Origin of the sequence: Sphingobium sp., from assembly GCF_048594625.1 — a bacterium.
Classification (GTDB): domain Bacteria; phylum Pseudomonadota; class Alphaproteobacteria; order Sphingomonadales; family Sphingomonadaceae; genus Sphingobium.
This window is the reverse complement of record NZ_JBMDWL010000121.1, coordinates 33534-52290: the sequence shown is the minus strand read 5'-3', so window position 1 is coordinate 52290 and position 18757 is coordinate 33534. Positions and strand designations below refer to the sequence as shown.

Annotated in this window: 18 protein-coding genes and 1 pseudogene; 8 read left to right on the top strand and 11 right to left on the bottom strand. The window is 61.3% G+C overall.

All coding sequences use genetic code 11. The features are described from left to right. Positions 1–144 precede the first annotated feature (144 nt). A complete protein-coding gene (locus ACOJSJ_RS15610; RefSeq protein ID WP_420145893.1) occupies positions 145–327 on the top strand; it encodes a hypothetical protein in 183 nt (60 codons plus the stop codon). 390 nt (positions 328–717) lie between these two features. On the opposite strand, the gene ACOJSJ_RS15605 is transcribed toward ACOJSJ_RS15610, so the two are convergent. Further along, complete coding sequence (locus ACOJSJ_RS15605) at positions 718–4458, bottom strand: PAS domain S-box protein (protein WP_420145892.1); 3741 nt, start codon at positions 4456–4458, stop codon at positions 718–720. A gap of 321 nt (positions 4459–4779) precedes the next feature. On the opposite strand from ACOJSJ_RS15605, the gene ACOJSJ_RS15600 reads away from it, so the two are divergent. From ACOJSJ_RS15600 to ACOJSJ_RS15585, 4 genes are all read left to right on the top strand, one after another. Next, positions 4780–5550, top strand: a complete 771-nt coding sequence (locus ACOJSJ_RS15600; RefSeq protein WP_420145891.1) for a hypothetical protein — start codon at positions 4780–4782, stop codon at positions 5548–5550. A gap of 439 nt (positions 5551–5989) precedes the next feature. Next, entirely contained in the window at positions 5990–6205 is a 216-nt protein-coding gene (locus ACOJSJ_RS15595; RefSeq protein WP_420145890.1) for a hypothetical protein, read from the top strand. 239 nt (positions 6206–6444) lie between these two features. Then, positions 6445–6621 carry a hypothetical protein gene (locus ACOJSJ_RS15590; RefSeq protein ID WP_420145889.1) on the top strand — a complete coding sequence of 59 codons (177 nt, stop codon included), beginning with the start codon at positions 6445–6447 and terminating at the stop codon, positions 6619–6621. A gap of 322 nt (positions 6622–6943) precedes the next feature. Continuing rightward, on the top strand, positions 6944–7666 hold the full coding sequence (locus tag ACOJSJ_RS15585; RefSeq protein ID WP_420145888.1) for a spermidine synthase: 723 nt from the start codon (positions 6944–6946) through the stop codon (positions 7664–7666). A 356-nt stretch (positions 7667–8022) separates the two neighbouring features. Here ACOJSJ_RS15585 and ACOJSJ_RS15580 read toward each other — a convergent pair whose 3' ends face one another. The 8 genes and pseudogenes from ACOJSJ_RS15580 to ACOJSJ_RS15545 form a co-directional block, all read right to left on the bottom strand. Then, complete coding sequence (locus ACOJSJ_RS15580) at positions 8023–8205, bottom strand: hypothetical protein (protein WP_420145887.1); 183 nt, start codon at positions 8203–8205, stop codon at positions 8023–8025. 70 nt (positions 8206–8275) lie between these two features. Beyond that, on the bottom strand, positions 8276–8491 hold the full coding sequence (locus ACOJSJ_RS15575; RefSeq protein WP_420145886.1) for a cold-shock protein: 216 nt from the start codon (positions 8489–8491) through the stop codon (positions 8276–8278). 204 nt (positions 8492–8695) lie between these two features. After that, positions 8696–8864, bottom strand: a pseudogene (locus ACOJSJ_RS15570) (IS5/IS1182 family transposase); the annotation flags it as partial. Between the two features lie 222 nt (positions 8865–9086). Then, a complete protein-coding gene (locus tag ACOJSJ_RS15565; RefSeq protein WP_420145885.1) occupies positions 9087–10058 on the bottom strand; it encodes a copper resistance protein B in 972 nt (323 codons plus the stop codon). Then, a complete protein-coding gene (locus ACOJSJ_RS15560) occupies positions 10058–11791 on the bottom strand; it encodes a copper resistance system multicopper oxidase (RefSeq protein WP_420145884.1) in 1734 nt (577 codons plus the stop codon). The genes ACOJSJ_RS15565 and ACOJSJ_RS15560 overlap by 1 nt, the downstream gene beginning before the upstream one ends. A gap of 24 nt (positions 11792–11815) precedes the next feature. Beyond that, positions 11816–12373, bottom strand: coding sequence for an RNA polymerase sigma factor (locus ACOJSJ_RS15555; RefSeq protein ID WP_420145883.1), 558 nt, complete (start codon positions 12371–12373; stop codon positions 11816–11818). Beyond that, positions 12370–12807: a periplasmic heavy metal sensor gene (locus ACOJSJ_RS15550; RefSeq protein ID WP_420145882.1), complete on the bottom strand. Its 438-nt coding sequence runs from the start codon at positions 12805–12807 to the stop codon at positions 12370–12372. Before ACOJSJ_RS15550 ends, ACOJSJ_RS15555 begins: the two co-directional genes overlap by 4 nt. Beyond that, on the bottom strand, positions 12804–13070 hold the full coding sequence (locus ACOJSJ_RS15545; protein ID WP_420145881.1) for a hypothetical protein: 267 nt from the start codon (positions 13068–13070) through the stop codon (positions 12804–12806). Before ACOJSJ_RS15545 ends, ACOJSJ_RS15550 begins: the two co-directional genes overlap by 4 nt. Before the next feature lie 197 nt (positions 13071–13267). On the opposite strand from ACOJSJ_RS15545, the gene copC reads away from it, so the two are divergent. After that, complete coding sequence (gene copC / locus ACOJSJ_RS15540) at positions 13268–13642, top strand: copper homeostasis periplasmic binding protein CopC (protein ID WP_420145880.1); 375 nt, start codon at positions 13268–13270, stop codon at positions 13640–13642. Positions 13643–13751: 109 nt separating this feature from the next. On the opposite strand, the gene ACOJSJ_RS15535 is transcribed toward copC, so the two are convergent. Together ACOJSJ_RS15535 and ACOJSJ_RS15530 are read right to left on the bottom strand one after the other, a co-directional pair. Further along, positions 13752–16286: an ABC transporter permease gene (locus tag ACOJSJ_RS15535; RefSeq protein WP_420145879.1), complete on the bottom strand. Its 2535-nt coding sequence runs from the start codon at positions 16284–16286 to the stop codon at positions 13752–13754. Further along, a complete protein-coding gene (locus ACOJSJ_RS15530) occupies positions 16283–16984 on the bottom strand; it encodes an ABC transporter ATP-binding protein (protein ID WP_420145878.1) in 702 nt (233 codons plus the stop codon). Before ACOJSJ_RS15530 ends, ACOJSJ_RS15535 begins: the two co-directional genes overlap by 4 nt. Here ACOJSJ_RS15530 and ACOJSJ_RS15525 point away from each other — a divergent pair. Beyond that, complete coding sequence (locus tag ACOJSJ_RS15525; protein ID WP_420145877.1) at positions 16983–17705, top strand: arylesterase; 723 nt, start codon at positions 16983–16985, stop codon at positions 17703–17705. The two genes, ACOJSJ_RS15530 and ACOJSJ_RS15525, sit on opposite strands and share 2 nt — an antisense overlap. Next, a complete protein-coding gene (locus ACOJSJ_RS15520) occupies positions 17702–18754 on the top strand; it encodes an oxidoreductase (protein ID WP_420145876.1) in 1053 nt (350 codons plus the stop codon). The genes ACOJSJ_RS15525 and ACOJSJ_RS15520 overlap by 4 nt, the downstream gene beginning before the upstream one ends. Positions 18755–18757 lie beyond the last annotated feature (3 nt).

The following is an 18757-nucleotide window of genomic DNA, read 5'->3' as shown; positions in this document are numbered from 1 at the left end:
CAGAGGGGATGGGCTGCGGGCATCACTTCCGGCGTGCTGATGTTTGCCTTCGCCATCTGGATATGGCGGCGGCAGATCATCAAGTATCCAGACGACACTTGGAAAGCTCGCTTCTAACCAATTTGTCCACGCCGCCTAGACGGCGTGGACGAATTTGAGCCAGTATCTGGCTGTGGCCATATCGACCATGCTCATGAAGCGGGCGGCAAGCTGATAATATCGCATGGCAATGGCGCGGCTGATTTTCAAATGGCCGAACATGCGTTCGATGCGGTTGCATTGCTTGTAGAGCGCCCCATCATGTTCAATCTTTACCCGGCGGTTTGATCAGCCTGGAATGACGGCCTGTATGTCCAGACTCGCTAGGTCTACACGGATGGCGCCAGAATCTACTAGGTTTGGTCGGTAGCCGACCGTCCGCACTTATGCCGCCGACAGACAGCCCAAACTAGAATGAACGACCCCTTCTGGGAAATGAAAATGATCCGCTGAGCGGCGACAAAGAACGCGCAGCGGCCACTTCCTCCGTCGATCCTTTGCGGCCGCTCAGGCTGCAAATCCTGATCCGCAAGTGCGGAAGGTCCGGTATCTTCACGGGTGTCGACCATAGACGGACGCCTGGCGACCCCCATTTTCGCTCCGTCGCTCAAAGCGCCTCGCACGCCTCCAAATTGTCTAGTGAGAGTTGCGAACTGATCTTACGGCTGTTGTTAGTGGTCATGCTCCGTCGCCGAGACTGGCCGCCAGATCCGCCTGCCTGAACGGCTTAACCAGCCTAGGTAGGTCGGGCGCGATGCCGTCGACGTCGGCATAGCCGGACACGATCAGGATGCGGGTGCCGGGCAGATCGGTAAGGATCTCGCGGGCTAGGTCTGTGCCGTTCTTGCCGGGCATAAGATGGTCGGTGACCAGCAGGTCTGGGACCAGACCGCTCCTGACGAGCTTAAGCGCCTGCTCCGCCGACGCAGCCTCGACGACGTCATATCCGAGATCGACGAGCATGTCGGCCGTGCTTGCGCGCACCGCGTCCTCGTCGTCCACGACGAGCGCGCGCCCGGCGCCTTGATTGGGGGATGTTTCCTCGGTGCGGTCGACCACCTCCACATCCTCCTCGGTCGCGGGCAGCCAAAGCTGTATGTCGGTTCCGAGGCCGAGCCGGCTGTCGATCGTGAGGGCTCCGCCAAGCTGTGCTGCAAGCCCATGCACCATTGAAAGCCCGAGCCCGGTTCCCTTGCCGATGCCCTTCGTCGAATAGAAGGGCTCGATGGCTCGTCGAACGGTCTCGGCATCCATCCCGACCCCAGTGTCCGCGACCGACAGGCGTACGTATTTCCCGGGCTTCAGATTGGGTGCGAGCCCCGTCTCCAGATCCACTGCCCGGGCCGAGATAGTCAGGCGCCCGCCCTCCGGCATGGCGTCGCGAGCATTCACACTGAGGTTAAGGATCGCCATCTCAAGCTGGTTCTGGTCCGCGAGCGCAGCCGGCAGTTTCTCGGCCACATCGACTGTAACGCGGGTCTGTGGCCCGGACGTGCTCGCGACGAGCTCGGCCATCCCGGACACGAGAGCGCCGATGTCCACGGCCTTGGTCTGGAGCGGCTGACGGCGGGCGAAGGCCAGAAGGCGCTGGACAAGTGTCTTCGCGCGCTCTGCCGAGTGCAATGCACCCGCGATGAGACGCTGCTCGCGCTCGCCGCCGACGGACTTGCGTTGAAGCATGTCCAGGCCGCCGATGATCGGGGTGAGGAGGTTGTTGAAGTCGTGGGCGACGCCGCCCGTGAGGCTGCCCATAGCCTCCATCTTCTGGCTTTGGCGCAGCGCTTCCTGCGCTGATGCCAGTTCCTCCTCCGCCCGGATCCGTTCGGAGACGTCGTTTGCCAGTTGGAAGGCTCCGATGATCAAGCCATCGGCGTCGCGTAGCGGCGTGAAGCTGATCTCCCAACAGGGCTGACCGAATTCCGAACGACCGAAGATTTCCTGGACGGTGAAGCTCTCGCCCGTGAGCGCTCGATCCATGAGCGCACGCATCCTGGCGGCCTGCTCGGGGATGAGGAGATCGGGAAGGGGCTCCCCGATTTTCGTGTCGAAGCCGTTGACTCGCCGGAACTCGGCGTTGTGGGCCTTGTTGAATGCGATGAGACGGTAGTCATGGTCAAAGGCGCAGATCGGCGAGGTCGTCGCCTCGAGGATGTCTCGATTGAATCGCAGTTCAGCGGTACGCTCGGCGACCTGCAGCTCAAGCGTCTCGTTCATATCGCGGAGCCTGTCCTCCGAGCGCTTCCGGTCCGTGATGTCGTTGAACAGGATCGCGACGAGATTCTCTCCAGGATCGCCGGTTGGGAACGCATATACGTCGAACCAGCGTCCCATCGGCTCCGCATAATTCTCGAACCGAACTGCGGTCCGGGTTGCGGCGACCCCTCCGTAGACCTCGAACCAATGTTCCTCGAGGCCGGGAACGGACTCACGCACCCAAGTGCCAACGAGTCCGCCCATTCCGGTCTGACGTTCGAACGCGGGGTTCATCTCGATCAGCCGGTAGTCGATCGGACGGCTGTCATTGTCGAACTTAATCTCGGCGATCGTAAAACCCGCATCAACGGCCTCGAACAGCGTCCGATAACGTGCCTCGCTTTCGCGCAGGCGAGCCTCCGCCCCGATCCGCTGAACATGGGCCCAGCACCGCTCCACGACGGCTTCGACCAGCAAGATTTCGTCGTCGCTCCAGTCGCGCGGGCTGTCTTGATGGACGGCCATCATCGCTACGAGTCGGTCGTCTTTGACCAGCGGGCAGCATATGATCGCGTCGATGCCGATGGACTGGAACATTTCGCGTCCGTCCGCCGGCGCCAGTTCGGTCGTCACGTCCCGCACAATCAGCGTGTGACCACCCCGCATGTCGGCCACGGCGCGCGATCCGAAGAGGTCCAGGCTATAGGTTCCCGCCGAGCTCTCAATGCCGGGTGCCACATAGTCGTCGCGGATGATGAAGCGGTCACTGTCCGCATCGACGTCCGCATATGCTGTGCGCGAAGCCCCGATCCGCAGCGCCAGCAGCTTGGCTGCGGAGAGCATGGCGGCCGCCGCATCCGGCGCGCCTTGCAGTGCCTCGTCGAGCGACCGCAGGAAGCGTAGGCGGGATTCACTCCGCCGGATCGTCGCATCGGAGCGCTTGCGTTCTGTGATGTCGATCGCCGTGCCCAGAACTCGCAGGCAGGTGTCGCCGTCGAAGATACCACGGCCCTTGGCTGCCACCCAGCGGATGACGCCGTCCTCCTTGCCCACCGTGCGGTATTCCACATCGTAGACGGCCCGCTGGGTCGGATCTGTAGCAGCGGCATAGGCGATGCTCGTGGCTTCGCGGTCCTCCGGATGCAGCCCCTGGTAGTAGTCGAGCATTGACACAGGGACGTTGGGGGAAATGCCGAACATCCGCTTCACGATCGGGGGCCAAATCAGCATGTCATGGACCACGTCGACGTCCCAGAAACCGATCTCGGCGGCGTCGGTCGCGAGACGGAGCCGCTCCTCGCTCATTGTGAGCGCGGCGCGATTGGCTTGGCGCTCCGAGATGTCGAGCATCGCGCCGATCATGCGCGTGGCGCGTCCCGCGGCATCCCGAATGATGTGGCCTCGGTCGAGGATCGACGCATATTCGCCGTCTGCGCGCCGGAACCGGTATTCGTCGGCCCAGCTAGCCGCGTCGCCGTCAATGGCCGCGCGGATGCTGATGTCGATCCGTTCACGGTCGTCGGGGTGGATGTGTTCGACCCACCATTCGCCGGTCGGCACAACGTCATCTGGAACGTAGCCGTAATGCTCCTCGAGCGCCTCGTTCCAGATGACGTGGTTCGTCGCGAAATCCCAGTCCCAGATGGCGTCGTTCGTTGCGCGGGCGGCGAGGCGATAGCGCTCCTCCACCTCGCGCACCGCATCCTCGCCGCGGGCGCGCTCCTCGAGGAGCAGGGTCAACTGGTCCCCTCTGCGCGCCTGTTCGGTGAGAGCCCGGCGAAGCTCAAGCTGCGTCATGACCTGTCTGGCGAGAACCTCAAGGACCAGGCGCTGATGCGGCGTGATTCCATCGGGCCGTGGCATCCGGTCGAGTACGCAGACGGTGCCGATCGGAATTCCGCTGGCGGTCCGAAGCAGCGCGCCAGCATAGAAGCGGAGCCCATCGTCCACTGTTACCAACGGATTGTGAGCGAAGCGTTCATCCTGGCGTGTGTCCGGCACGACCATGAAATCGTTCTGAAGGATCGCATGTGCGCACATCGACACATCGAGCGGGAGTTCGCTGGCGCCAATGCCCACCTCTGCCTTGAACCATTGCCGGTCGCTGGCCACCAGATTGACGACCGCAATCGGGGCGCCGAACGTTTCGGCAGCGAGCCGGACGAGTTCATCGAAATCCGGCTCGACTGGCGTGTCGAGGATGCCGTATTCCTCCAGCGCAGCCACACGATCGACCTCCGACCATGGCCGATCTTGATTTACCGCAAGTGTAGGCGTTCGTTGAGCTTTATCGGTCGGTGTCATGCTACAACTGTAGCAGTGATCGCTTCGACCGGCACGACTTATCGCTTGTCGCGCCTCTCTCGGGAAAGCTCCGGTTTGTCGAACATACGAAAGCGCCGACGCGCCGTGAGAACTACATCGACGGTTCTTGTCTCTCGGTCCTCGGCGCGGAAAAAGCCTTGTCACGATGATCGAGTTTCACGCCCCAGCAAATGACGCCCCGCAGTTGGCGCTATCTCCCTACCTCGAGCGGCGCTGCTTACATTGAGCCATCTCGCCGAGTCCGGTCCGATCGGCCTCACGCCCAACACGGCGATAAAGCGCTACTTCGTCACTTGGGCCGCCGCAGCTTTCATTTGGCCTGGCTACACCGCCGACGAGCTTTATGCGATCAATAAAGTCCTGAACGACCATGACTTCCCGCCACTGGCCGTTCTGCATGATTTACTGCTGGCCGCCAAGCTCGCCCGCCACCGAAAAGGCTTCCTGCCCATAATCAAGATAGACAAGGATCTGTTGGAGTATCCGCGAATCCTTTGGATTACCTTGGCTCAACATCTGCTCCTTTCCGCCGGCTATGATGACACGCAGGAAATCGAATGGATTTTGGTCCTCAATGCCGTCAACGTGGAAGCTCATTCAGGTGTAACTGACACGCAATTCTGCGCTACGCTGACAGGCAGCGATGATAACGACTACCATATGAAATCGCTGGTCTATGTGCATGTCCTTCGGCCCCTTAGCTGGCTCGGCTTATTGCATGAGACCCAACGAAGCAGGACAGAGCGATTTTTCACCAAAACAGCACTCTGTCCCGTTACGATAACGTTCCAAGGTGCCTCGCAGATGGCGCCAGCCACGGCACCAAATCAGTCTTACAGCCTCAATTTTTCGATCCCTAGGTGCGGCCCGTCCGCTTTACCGTTCTGGATGCCCAAGGCTGGCCGATTGGCGAATGTCCTGTTCAGGGTCGCAGGTGGTGATAGCTTCGGTTCGCATCCATCGCCAATGATTTGCTTCCCTCCCCCTATTTGAGCCTCCTTCAGCATTATGAGAGTCCGGCCATGGAGAAAGGGAACTTGGGGCATATGGCTACTCTACCAACGTCACGGGTTCGGCAGCTGAGAGCGACACGCCATTTCTCCGCCCACTACCAATTATTTACCAAATAAAAACAGCGAAAATACGCAATACAAAATGATTATATATCTAAAATAATAAAGTTACTTGCGTATTATATCATTGATAAACGATTTTATACAGCACTTCTGTTTTAACTTACTAAATAATGTTTAGCGATTTTTCATATAATATTTTTTGACAATGTGAAAAATAAGGATGTCCTCCTAAAATTAAATTCGCGACGATGGCGATATTGTGTGCTACAAAGCGTCATTGCGCGGAAAATGCTGCAGGCGTCCGCTGTGACTGAGAGACAATCGCGCTCCCGCTTGCCAAGCCGAGGAGCCTTTCAATGGACGATCTCAACTATCTGCTGAAGCGGGAGCAGGAGGAACTGCTCCGCGCTCAGACCGCGCCGGGATTTGCAGCGCGCCGTGCGCATCAGCATCTCGCCCTGAAATACGCGGAACGCATTCGCGATCATCGCGCGCCCTACCGATCAGAAGCCATTGGCTTTGCTACATCGTTCGATCCGCTTCCTCTGCGTGCGAAGGATGCTGCGCTTTGAGCCGGGTCATCCATGTGCAGGAGACAGAAGCCAAAATTGAGTCTCTCTGTCAGAAACATGCGTTGCGGATATCGGTGATCGAACCACTGGTTTCTGGTGGCTTGCGCGTCGTAATGTCGTCGTCGGACGACACGGAAACTCTGCGCGGCCTGGTAAAGGGACAGCTAATCACCGGAGAAGTGAGGCGCTCCGGCAGCTTTGTCGCGCGCAGGTCTCCGCCCTCGATTCGGTGGAGATGAATGGTGGAATCCAACGCCGATCTTACCCGTCGACAAAATGCAGAACTCAATCAAGCCATGGTCGCAACTTGCCCTAAAAAACGTAACAGACACGAAGAACTGGCGCGTGCCTATGGAAAGATCATTGCCGTGCTCAATCGAGAAGGCACCAGAGAGCAGGCTGGCCGGGCGCCCTGATCGGACGGCATTAATGGCGGAGGAGTTTCGGATCGACGATGGTCGCTGGCGGAGCCCCGCTTCGAAGATTTGCCCGTGACGACACGCGAACGGCTTGCACTATGCCGACTTGGCCGGAGATGACGTCGGCGACTTCGCGAACTGTCGATGTCGGTCAATTAGGGTTTGGCCTACGGCCCGAAATAGGCCAAGGCCGGCCATCACCGCGCAATGGACGCCATGCTGGTTTACGTCGCGACTGATCCGAGCATCCGACAGGAACAGTATGCCACGCCATCGCGCGTCACCCCAGCGGTATAGCCGCCATCCCGATGCCATGCCCATGACATCGGCCCATTCCGCTGAAGCCCGGTCTGAAAGTCGGGCGCCCATCGAAATTGTCGATGTTGCGGATATCCCTGGAGGTGGCCAATTGCACCTCCTCAAGTGTGGAAAGGAATTTTCCATTCAGTTCGGGGCGGACGAACTGATGGGAAGCCAGGATCATATATCGGAAGTTGCGCTTGCCACACTTACCCGCAAACGACTGGCGCAAGATGGCGGACAGGTGTTGATAGGTGGCCTGGGCATGGGCTTTACACTGAGTGCAGCCCTCACCTCATGGAACGACGACGCGTCGATCACCGTTGCCGAACTTGTGCCCAAGATCGTTAGCTGGGCGCGAGGGCCTCTCGCTCATCTCTTCGGCAATTGCCTTGCCGACCCACGCGTCCACCTGCGTCTAGAAGACGTCCATGACATCATTGCCGAAGGAGAAGGTCGCTTCGACGCCATATTGCTGGATGTCGATAACGGTCCGGACGGTTTCATTACGGCGCGAAATGACCGGCTCTATTCTCTTTCTGGCATCCGGGCTGCCCATGCGGCCCTTCGCCCCGGCGGACTGCTGTCGATATGGTCATCCTATTCGGACGATGCGTTTGCCACAAGACTGGAAGACGCCGGCTTCATGGTCGACGAGATCATACTGCCGGCATATATCGGGAGCAGGGAGCGCTGGCACAATATTTGGTTTGCCGCGAAAGCGTGCAGCAGTCCTGCCTGATACGATAATTTCTTACCTAGCTCGACTTTGGGGAGCAGCCTTGGAAAGCCGCTTTGGGAATCTTGTATAATTCGGCCATGATATCCGCAAAATCGTCATCATCGTCAGCTAGAGGTATATCGTCTTCGAGACTTCGACCGAAAAGGTCGAGCGCGTCCCGCCAACCAGGCGGCATTGAAGATTTGATGGAAATGGCACATAGCTCCAGCGAATATCGGAGGCACTGTGCCCAGGATTCAATCACCAATCAAAGGACGATCGTTAGCCACACTTGTTCCCTGTGTCGGGGCCGTTGCTGCAATAGCTTGGTTCCCAAAAGTCCCTTTGAACAAGGCGACCCAATATGGCCATCCCACCTATAGCATGGAGCGGTCAGCCTCGCGTCTGGCCCGGTTATTTTCTACTGTGTCATGCCTGCCCGCCAGAACGAGCCAAGCAGCTTCGGCGCGAAGGCATCGTTTGCGCACATTATCGAGCGTCGAAGCGTCCGCTTCTTCGCGGGCCTTCGCCGCAAGAGCCCGATAGTCGATAGCTGCCATATAATATCTCCTTTCAGAGATCGGCCCGGACGCGCCATGGGAGCGACGCGTCCAGACGATTAATTGCGCCTCATTCGGCGTGGGCGATGTTCACAGCGGCCATTTTACCGCGCTTGTCCTGTTCAAGATCATAGGACACTCGATCCTTCTCGCGAAGGGTAGCCAGACCGGCGCGCTCGACTGCGCTGATATGAACGAACGCGTCCGCTCCCCCGTTATCAGGCGCGATGAAGCCAAAGCCTTTATCGGCGTTGAAGAATTTGACGGTGCCGGTAATGCTGCTCATGTGAGCTTCCTTTCTTTCAATGCGGACCGACCCATATGGTCGGCCTCTCGCTAGGGGAGGCAGGGAAAGAAGGAGATAGGTGCCGCAAAGCGCCGAAGACCGTCGATTTGCGACTGTAGCGTGTCTAACATGGTGTGTTGGGAAGGTCATTACAATAGCGTGCAGCCGAAATCACAAAGCTGACGGATTGCCTCCGCTGACCTAACCCGCAGTCATGAAGAAGCGGATCGGTCGACCATTAGTATCCGTGACGGCATGAAGCTTGGTGTTCATGCCGCCTTTTGTGTGGCCGATCAGGCGTCTCCCACCCCTTTTTTTCTCGCAGGCTCAATGCCGTGCGGTGCGCCTTCAGATAGGTCGCGTCGATCATCAACCCGGGGCTTGCCGTAGCTCATCGGAAAATACGGCTCTAGCCGCTCCATCTGCTCGGCCGTCAGTCAATACAGGTCACTCAAATCCAATCTCCTCACGGAGCCTGGATCACAAAACCACAATTTTATCAACGAGTTCTGTCCATAGAAGACTCAGGGCTGCTCAATATTAGTCCGACGAGTGACATTCCAGCCCCATCTCCGTTCATGCAATTAGTGTAAAATCAGAACATGGCGCGCACACCAAAGACAGCCGATACGTCAGACACACCCTCACCCGCTGCTCGTGCAAGAGCTGCCGTGCCGCCAAGCTTGTACTCCCAATTGATACCCACATAGGGCGCCAATGATCTGTTACGCTCGTAGCGAAATCTCGCACCCATTTCGAGACGCTCGAAGCCCGCACTCACATTCAACGCGGGCACGTCCTGAAAGGCAAAATCGACTTCGACCTCAGGTTCAATCATCAGCGACTGGGTGATACGCTGCGTATAGCCCGCCTTACCGCGCGCATGAACGTCACCCTTGTTGGAGACAAGCAACTGGCCCTGTAGTTCAAACCAGTAAGGCGCCAGTCCCTCTACACCGACCAGCGCGTAAGTGCGTTGCGGATCTGGCCGGAAATCCTGCCTCATGCCTAATTGGAGATTGAACCATGGGTCCAGCGCGTGGCGCCAATAAGCATTAAGTTCGATACGTTCGGCCCGCTCGCCAAGCGTGCCCTCACCCTCGCTCGCCAGCACGATCCGATCGACATCGCCGCCATACCATGCCTGCCCCTCCCAACCGAAGCCACCGCCCTCTTCGCCTGTGCGAAATTCCAACTGATCGACTTGCAACGCAAACGTATTGAATCTCATTTCCTTCATCATCGCCGCACGCGCAGCTGCCATGCGATCAGGCGCGAAAAAGCGTACAGCAGGAAAGTCTGTCGGCACCGGCGGCGGCGGGGCTTCGCCAGGCTCATCGCTGACCGCGCTTGCGGGCATGGCGTGGGCGGAGTGATCCATGTCCCTCATGTCCTGCCCACTCATATTCGTGTCTGACATGTCCATCTGTGAATGGTCCATGGTGCCATCATTCATTCCGGCATGGCCGTCAGCCTGCGGTGGCAGGTTACCAGCATCCTGTGCCTGCGCGGCTAACGAAGAACCGGCCAGCAGGAGCGAGCTGAGGATGGGGAATAGCCGATCCATCAGGCCTCAACCTCCCGGCGGACCGTAACGACGCGCATCATCCCAGCGTGCATATGTAGCAGCATGTGACAGTGGAACGCCCAGTCACCTTCAGCATCGGCGGTAAGATCAAACGAGGCTTTGCCGCCCGGCAGCACGTTGACAGTATGCTTGCGCGCACGGTTCCCCGGCTCGCCGCTAACCAGTTCGAAGAAATGGCCGTGGATGTGGATCGGGTGCGGCATCATCGTGTCGTTGATGAGGTTCACACGTACACGCTCGCCCAGACGGAAGGGGATCGGCGCCGGATTCTCCGACATCGCCTCCCCGTCCATGGACCACATATACCGCTCCATCGCCGCTGTCAGGTGCACATCTATCTGACGGCTCGGTACGCGGATATCCGGATTGGTCTCGCTGGAACGCAAATCGGCATAGGTCAGTACGCGGTGATCGACGCCTTCCAGTCCGGTTGGGCGGTCGGCAAGACGATCCACCGGCATGGGCGAAAGGGTGGCAACGCCAGGCCCCATTTTCACTCCCGGCGCAACCGAGGGATCTCGCATCGACATCCTATGGCCGCTCATCGAGCTGTTAGCGGGCTTGCTGAGATCGATCACCCCGCTTTCGCCCATGTCCATACCGTCCATGTCCATTCCCATGTCGCGCATGGTAAGCAAAGGTCGCTCACGCAGCTTCGGCATTTCGCCGACGAGGCCATGCCGCTGCGCCAAAGTCGCGCGGACGAGTCCGGAGCGGTCAATGGCCTCGGCGATCACGCTGTAGCTCTCAGCCGTGCCTGGTTGGACGATGAAGTCGTAGGTCTCGGCAATTGCTATCTGCACTTCATCGGTCTCGACCGGCTGTACAGCGTTTCCGTCTGCCGCCACGACGGTCAGCGGCAAGCCTGGGATGCGGAAGTTGAAGTTGGTCATAGAAGAAGCGTTGATGACCCGAAGACGCACCTTTTCGCCCGGCCCGAAAAGCCCCGTCCAATTCTCGGAATTGCCGTGCCCGTTGATAAGGAAGCTGTATGTCGATCCGGTCACGTCCGAAATATCGGTCGCGTCCATTCGCATCTTCCCCCAGGCAAGGCGTTCGGATAGCGACTGGTCCTTCCCTTTCAACAGCCCCACAAGTGTCTGACGCTGACGGTTAAAGTAGCCACCCATCATCTTGAGACGCCGCATCTGTTCATGCGGATGGATCGGGCTCCAGTCCGAAAGGACCAGCACATGTTCGCGGTCGGACGCGACCGGATCGGGACCGGCGGGGTCGATGACGATGGGACCATAATGGCCCATCGCTTCCTGCATGCCGGAATGACTGTGATACCAGTAGGTGCCCGACTGGCGGATCGGGAAATCATAGATGAAGGTTTCGCCCGGCCGAATGCCAGGGAAGCTGATGCCCGGCACGCCATCCATCTGGAAAGGGACGAGCAGGCCGTGCCAGTGGATCGATGTATCCTCTTTCAATGTATTGGTGACGGCAAGCTGGACGCGCTGTCCTTCCTTCAGGCGGATGAGCGGCGCGGGAACGGTGCCGTTGATGGTGATCGCGTGCGCGGAACGGCCACCGGTGCCGAAATGGCTTTCCCCAACGCTGAGTGCAATGCGATCCCCCGACAGGATGCCCGGCGCCGGGTGGAGGCCCGACGTGCCGCTGCGCGCCCAGGCGGGAAAGGCGCCCGCCAGCGTCAGCGCGGCGGCGCTTTTGAACAGGGTGCGACGGTCGAGGGGCAGGTCGGTCATGCCCCATCATACGCGGCACGGGGATCAATCCCTCAAAATTTCGTTCAGCTTCGTGCGGGCACGGTAGAGACGGGTTTCGACCGCTTTCTGGCTGATCCCCAATATCAGCGCCGTATCGGCCTGACCAATCTGTTCGATTGTGCGCAGCAAAAGGACATCCTTCAGATTCGCCGGAAGCGTGGCGATGGCGGAGTTGATGCGGGCCACCTGCTGCGCCGAACTTGCCATGTCCTCCGGCGTGGCGTCGGGCGTCGCGACGGCAAGTGCTTCATCCAGCGGCCTTGCGAAGGAAAAGAAACGGCGAACGGCACGGCGGCGGTGCCAGTCCCGACATTTGTTGAGCGTGATGCGCGCGATCCAGATGCGGAACGGGCGCGCGCCATTATAGCGGGAAAGCGCGGCAAAGGCGGCGACAAAACTTTCCTGCACAATGTCGAGCGCTTCGTCACTGTCGCCAACATGCCCGCGTGCGAGCCGCCAGACGGCATCGCGATGCCGCTGCATCAGCGCGCCATAGGCTGCCTGATCGCCGGCCAGAGCGCGGACGACCAGTGCACCATCGTCGGGCCCGTCCGTGGTCACCGGGCGGGCTGGGTCAGCGCCCTGACGATGGCGGCGTCGAACTGCGCCGCCTGATCCGGGCGCAGCACGGCCCGCATCGCGAAGATGTGCTGGAGCGTTTCCTTTTGCAGCTGGCCCATCACATGATGGGTTCGGTCGACCGCTTCGCCGACCTTCGGGCCATAGCCATGTTCGGCCTCTATTGCGGCGGCGAGCCGCTGATTATCGGCGCGCATTTCCGTTTCCAGCCGCTCACGCCGTTCGGCGAAGGCGACCTCCAGCGCGTGAATGCGCTGTTCCTGCACGGCGTCGAGCGTCAGCCGCTGATGCAGCAGCGCGTGCACCTCGCTTTCGACGCGCGGCGGCGGGGCGAACCAGAAGCGGGCGATCAGCACGGCGGCCAGAGCCGCGGCAAAGGCCACCAGCGCAACGACGATATAACGGCGTGCGGTCATTGGCCGAGCAGACGGGATGGCGCATAATCCGACATGCCGATGGATAGCGGCGCCGACGAAGCATAGGCTGGGGCGGCAGGGACGACGCTGCCGATCCAGCCGATACCGATGGCCAGCACGCCCGCCAGCATCAGGCTGCGCCGGGCGATGGCGCGGTCCCGCCGCCGGGCAAGGCCGGCCATCACGGCGGCGTCCATATCCGCAAGGCGGGCGTCGGCGGGCATCGCCCGCACCGCGTCCAGCATCTGATCCAGATCGGTCATCGTCAAAACTCCAGGCCTCTTCAGAGCATTTTCGGAGCCAGCAGATGATGCCATCTGCTTCGAAAATGCTCTAGCGCATACGCGGGCGACGCCATTACCCCTCATCACCACAGGTCAGAAAATTATGCGCACGGGTCGAGGGAACGGGCAAGTCCATGCGTATGGATCCTATCGCCCCGTTTATGGAGAATGAAACGATGATCCGCCATATCCTGACCATCGCCGCCATGGCGGCCAGCGCCCTGCCCGGCGTCGCCAGCGCCCATGGAAAGCTGGTGTCGTCCACCCCGGCTGCCAATGCGACCGTCGCCAAGCCGACGGAATTGACGCTGACCTTTTCCGACGCGCTGCTGGCGCCGATGAGCGGCGCGGAACTGGTCATGACCGGAATGCCGGGCATGAGCGACCATCCGCCGATGCCGATCAAGGGGTTCAAGACGAATGTGGAAGGCAAGACCATGACGCTGACCCTGCCCCGCGCCCTGCCCGTCGGCAGCTATGACCTGAAATGGCATGTCGCGGGTGCGGACCAGCACAGGGTGGAAGGCGGCTACAGCTTCAAGGTGAAGTAGGATTCGATTGGGTGATGCGCATCCGGCCACCTGAGTTTCTTTGGCAACGTAAACGGGCAAGCCTAAGCCTTCGGACGCTCGGCCATGCCGCGTCCGGTGGCGGTGGCCGCTAAAGCTGACGCAGGGCGCGGGCCGGTCGGATCGACATCAGCGGGATGGCGCCTGCAAGGCCGATGCCCAGCGTCAGCAGTGCGCCACCGCCCAGCGTCACTAATATGACCAGCCAGTCGGGCGACCATTGAAATTCGAAAATGCGCACGATGACGAACCACGCCGCCGTTAGGCCCAGTGCCAGCGCGACCAGCGCCAGCATCGCGGCCAGCAGGCCATATTCGATCGCCTGCCCACCCAATATCTGCCACCGGGTGGCGCCCAGCGTTTTCAGGACGACGCTGTCATAACTGCGCGACGCGCGGGACGCCGCAATGGCGCCCACCAGAACCGCTATGCCCGCCAGAATCGCCACCGATGCGGCGGCGACGATCGCCCGCGACATCTGGGTCATGATGGTGCCGACCTGATCGATCACATCGCCCACCGCAATCACCGACACGCCGGGAAAGGCGGCCAGCAGCGCGCGGGTCATGGCGGCATCGTGGCGGGCGTCCATGGTGATGGTCGCGGTCATGCTGTGCGGCGCGGACGACAGGATGTTAGGCGGGAAGACGAGGATATAGTTGAAGCCCATCGTGTCCCAGTTCACTTTGCGCAGGGACGCAATGCGCGCGGCGATTTCCCGGCCAAGGATGCTGACGGTCAGGGTGTCGCCAATGCCGACGCCCATGATCCCGGCCGCCTCTTCATCCAGCGAGACGAGCGGCGGGCCGACATAGTCGGGCCGCCACCAGCGACCGGCGGTAAGGTCGCTGCCCTCTGGCAGGCCGGCGCTGTATGTCACGCCGCGTTCGCCGCGCAGGAACCACGCCCCTTCGGGTAATTGCGTGAGGTCGGCGACGCGCTGATCGCCATAAGCGACGATGGTGCCGCGCAGCGCGGGCACGATATTGAGTTCCGCCTTCGGCGCCTGTTGACGGACGATGGCACGGAAACGGTCGACCTCCACAGACGGGATGTCGAGGACGAACTGATTGGGCGCCTTTGCCGGTACGACGTTGCGGATTTCGCGGTCGAGGCTGGTCTGAATGCCCGCCAGCGTCACGAACAGCGTGAGCGCGAGGCCGAGCGCGACGATGAGCGCGGCAGCCTGCGCGCCGGGGCGGTGAAGATTGGCGAGCGCAAGGCGCAGCAGCGGCCGACGCGGGCGCGGCGCGATGAGGGCAAGGCGGCGGACCGCCCAGCCGAGGGCAAGGAGAAGCAGCAGAACGGCCGCCGTCGCGCCAAGTACGGCGGCGGAAAAAAGCGGTTCCCGCGCCGTCAGCAGGGTCAGCGCGATCAGCAGCCCCCCTGCCCCGCCCATGGCGATCAGGCTGTGTCGGTCAAGGCCGCCGCGCATGTCCACCACGCCACGAAATATGGCGGCGGCGGGCTGCGTCCGCGCCCGGCCGAGCGGAGGAAAGGTCGACAGGAAAGCGATGAGCAGGCCATAGGCGGCGCTGGTGGCAAGCGGCAGAGGATGCAGCCGGAAACCGGGGCTGACCGGCAGAACGTCGCCTGCCAGCGCGACGATCAGCGGCGGCAACAGCGCGCCCACGAAAAGGCCCGCGACTATGCCCATCAGCGCGACGACGCCAACCTGCATCCGATAGATGCGGCCGATGTCGGCGGAAGTCGCGCCCAGAACCTTCAGCGTGGCGATGCCGCCGCGTTTTCCGGCAAGGTAGGATGCGACGCCGTTGCTGACGCCGATGCCAGCGATCACCAGCGCGGCAAGGCCGATCAGCGACAGAAACTGTCCCATCCGTTCGATGAAGCGATTGGCGCCGGGCGCGGCGCGATCACGATCCTTGAAGGTCCAGCCGTCGCTGGCATGCGCCTTTTCCATGTCGCTGCGCACGGTCGCGGCATCGAAGCCGGGATTGATCCGGATGCGATACTTGCTGCTGTAAAGACTGCCCGGCTGAATGAGGCCGCTGCGCCGCAACCCGTCCATCGATACGATGGCGACCGGGCCAAGGGTGAAGCCTTCGCCCAGCCGATCCGGCTCATCCGCCATGATCGCCGTAATCGTGAAGTCGGCGCTGCCATAATGAAGGCGATCGCCAGGCTGAACTTCCAGCCGTTCGGCAAGCGCCTGCCCGATCAGGATATGGTCCGGGTCGGGCAGGCTGTACCGGGCATTGCGCAACGTCAGTTCGCCATAAAGCGGATAGGCGGCGTCCACGCCCTTGAGTTCCGTGAGGATCGCGGGAGGGGCGTTCCCCCTGCCCTGCCCTGCGCCCTGATCGACCCGTTGCGCCATGGCGCGCAGGCGGATCGTTTCGCTGAGTGTCCCAAGCTGGCGAAAGGCTTCCTTGTCGCCAAGGCGGGCTTCGCGCTGGGTCATGGCGATTTCGACGTCGCCGCCCAGCAGCGTGCGGCCCCTGTCGCTCAATTCCTGCGTGATGGCGGCGGTCAGGCTGCCAATCGCGGCGAGGGTTGCGACGCCCAGGAACAGACAGAGAAAAAGCAGGCGCAGGCCGCGAAACCCCAGATGCAGGTCGCGTCGGGCAATGCGCCAGACGGTCCGCCAATCGAGCGCATTCACGCCGCGCGATCCGATATGATGAGGCCGTCGCGCATTTCCACGATGCGGCCGCAACGCTGCGCCAGCACCGGATCATGGGTGATGATGACCAATGTCGCGCCAGCCGCCGCCTGCCGTTCGAACAGCAGATCCATGATGGTGACGCCGGTCGTGGCATCCAGATTGCCGGTCGGTTCGTCGGCGAACAACAGGGTCGGCCGGGGTGCCACAGCGCGCGCTATTGCAACGCGTTGCTGTTCACCGCCCGACAGTTGCGCGGGATAATGGTCGAGCCGATGGCCAAGGCCGACCGCACGCAGTTCGTCCGCCGCGCGATCAAAGGCATCGGCATGGCCCGCCAGTTCAAGCGGCACGGCAACGTTTTCATGCGCGGTCATGGTGGGCAGCAGGTGGAAACTTTGCAGGATGATGCCGATGCGGCCGCGCCGCGCGCGCGCCAGCGCGTCTTCATTGAGCGCGCCGAAATCGACGCCGCCCACGCTGACGCTGCCGCCGCTGGCCTGTTCCACCCCTGACAATACCGCCATCAGCGAGCTTTTGCCCGACCCCGAAGCGCCAAGGATGGCGAGGCTTTCACCGCGCAATATCGTCAGGTCCACACCCTTCAGAATCGTCACTGGCGCTTCGCGCGTTCCAAGCGAAAGGGTGACATCCTGCGCGCGGATCGCGATAGTGGCGGGATCGATGGGCAAATGCATGAAGAAGGAGCGCTCCTTGGCTGCCAGGTGGATACAATATGGGGCACTGATGCTGATTGTCCAACTCGCGGTGGCCTGTTCCGATAAAACAGTGCCTGCCGCGCCTGTGGGCAACGGCAGCGTCGTCGCCGATGGTGGACGATCGACCGTACCGGCGAGCGACGAGCGTCTGATCGTCGCGTTTGGCGACAGCCTGTATGCGGGCTATAATCTGGATCAGGACAAGGGGCTGGCCCCGGTGCTGGAGGGCGCGTTGAAAGCGCGCGGGGTCAAGGCGCGTGTCGTCAACGCCGGGGTATCTGGCGATACATCGGCAGCGGGGCTGGTGCGACTGGCCTTCACGCTGGATGGGCTGTCCAAAAAGCCCGACCTGATGATGGTGGGACTTGGCGGCAACGACATGCTGCGCGGGCTGGCCCCGGCGGAAACGCGTAGCAATCTGAATGCGATATTGACGGAACTGAAGAAGCGCGGCATTCCGGTCCTGCTGACCGGAATGCTGGCGTCGCCCAATATGGGGCCGGACTATGCCGCCGCATTCAATCCCATTTTCCCCGAACTGGCGCGCCAATATGATGCGACTCTCTATCCCTTCATGCTGGATGGCGTGATCGGCGACCGGGCATTGCAGTTGCCGGACGGCATCCATCCCAATGACAAGGGGGTCACCGTCATCGTCGGCAAGTTGACGCCCATCGTGGCGAAGGCGTTGCAGCCATGAGCCGGCGGATCAAGGTCGGCCTGATCGGCTATGGCATGGCGGGGCGTGTCTTTCATGCCCCATTGATCGGGGCGGCCCCTTCCCTGGAACTGGTGGCGATCGCGACCGGACGGACGGTTGAGGTGGCGGCGATGGACCCGACCATTACATGCTATCCCGATGCGCAGTCCCTGATCGCCGATTGCGACGTGGAGCTGGCGGTGGTTGCGACACCGAGTGCTACACATGCGAACATCGCCGCCGACGCCCTGAGGGCGGGCAAGCATGTTGTAGTGGACAAGCCATTTGCCCTGACGCTGGAACAGGCGCGGGATCTGGCGCGGCTGGCGCAGGCGACCGGCAAGCAGCTGACGGTGTTCCACAATCGCCGGTTCGACAGCGATTTTCTGACCATCCGCGCCATTTTAGAGGAAGGGCTGATCGGCCGGGTGACGCATTTCGAATCCCATTTCGATCGTTTCCGACCGGATGTGCGGGATCGCTGGCGGGAGGATGGGTCGCCCGGATCGGGGGTGTGGTTCGACCTTGGACCGCATCTGATCGATCAGGCGCTGGCTTTGTTCGGCAGGCCATTGGCTGTCAGCGCGGACATTGCGGCGCTGCGTTCCGGATCGGCTGCGGACGACTGGGCGCATGTGGTGCTGCGCTATGCCGACAGGCGCGTGATCCTGCATGCCAGCCTGCATGCACCAAGCGGTGATGGCGGCGGCAGTCCACGTTTCGCCGTACATGGTAGCAAGGGGTCGGTCATCAAGCGCGGCATGGATCAGCAGGAAGCGCAACTGATCGCAGGCTTGCGGCCGGGCGATGCGGGATGGGGCGACGATAGCGATCCTGTGGCGATTTATGATGCGCACGGCATGGTGACGCTGCGCCCCGCGACGGTGGGCCGTCAACAGCTTTTCTACGCGAAACTGGGTGAGGCGCTGCTTTTCGGCAATCCGTTGCCGATTCCGCTTGAAGAAGCGGTCGCGGTGCAGGAAGTTCTGGAAGCAGCGCTGATGTCGGCGCGTGATAAAGAGGTGGTGGCGTTGCCCCTGCCCGATTGAGGA

Coding starts and splice junctions, on each gene's coding strand:
- ACOJSJ_RS15595 (WP_420145890.1), top strand. CDS start 5,990: ATGGACGATCTCAACTATCTGCTGAAGCGGGAGCAGGAGGAACTGCTC.
- ACOJSJ_RS15590 (WP_420145889.1), top strand. CDS start 6,445: ATGGTGGAATCCAACGCCGATCTTACCCGTCGACAAAATGCAGAACTC.
- ACOJSJ_RS15585 (WP_420145888.1), top strand. CDS start 6,944: ATGACATCGGCCCATTCCGCTGAAGCCCGGTCTGAAAGTCGGGCGCCC.
- ACOJSJ_RS15580 (WP_420145887.1), bottom strand. CDS start 8,205: ATGGCAGCTATCGACTATCGGGCTCTTGCGGCGAAGGCCCGCGAAGAA.
- ACOJSJ_RS15575 (WP_420145886.1), bottom strand. CDS start 8,491: ATGAGCAGCATTACCGGCACCGTCAAATTCTTCAACGCCGATAAAGGC.
- ACOJSJ_RS15565 (WP_420145885.1), bottom strand. CDS start 10,058: ATGGATCGGCTATTCCCCATCCTCAGCTCGCTCCTGCTGGCCGGTTCT.
- ACOJSJ_RS15560 (WP_420145884.1), bottom strand. CDS start 11,791: ATGACCGACCTGCCCCTCGACCGTCGCACCCTGTTCAAAAGCGCCGCC.
- ACOJSJ_RS15550 (WP_420145882.1), bottom strand. CDS start 12,807: ATGACCGCACGCCGTTATATCGTCGTTGCGCTGGTGGCCTTTGCCGCG.
- ACOJSJ_RS15545 (WP_420145881.1), bottom strand. CDS start 13,070: ATGACCGATCTGGATCAGATGCTGGACGCGGTGCGGGCGATGCCCGCC.
- copC (WP_420145880.1), top strand. CDS start 13,268: ATGATCCGCCATATCCTGACCATCGCCGCCATGGCGGCCAGCGCCCTG.
- ACOJSJ_RS15525 (WP_420145877.1), top strand. CDS start 16,983: ATGAAGAAGGAGCGCTCCTTGGCTGCCAGGTGGATACAATATGGGGCA.
- ACOJSJ_RS15530 (WP_420145878.1), bottom strand. CDS start 16,984: ATGCATTTGCCCATCGATCCCGCCACTATCGCGATCCGCGCGCAGGAT.
- ACOJSJ_RS15520 (WP_420145876.1), top strand. CDS start 17,702: ATGAGCCGGCGGATCAAGGTCGGCCTGATCGGCTATGGCATGGCGGGG.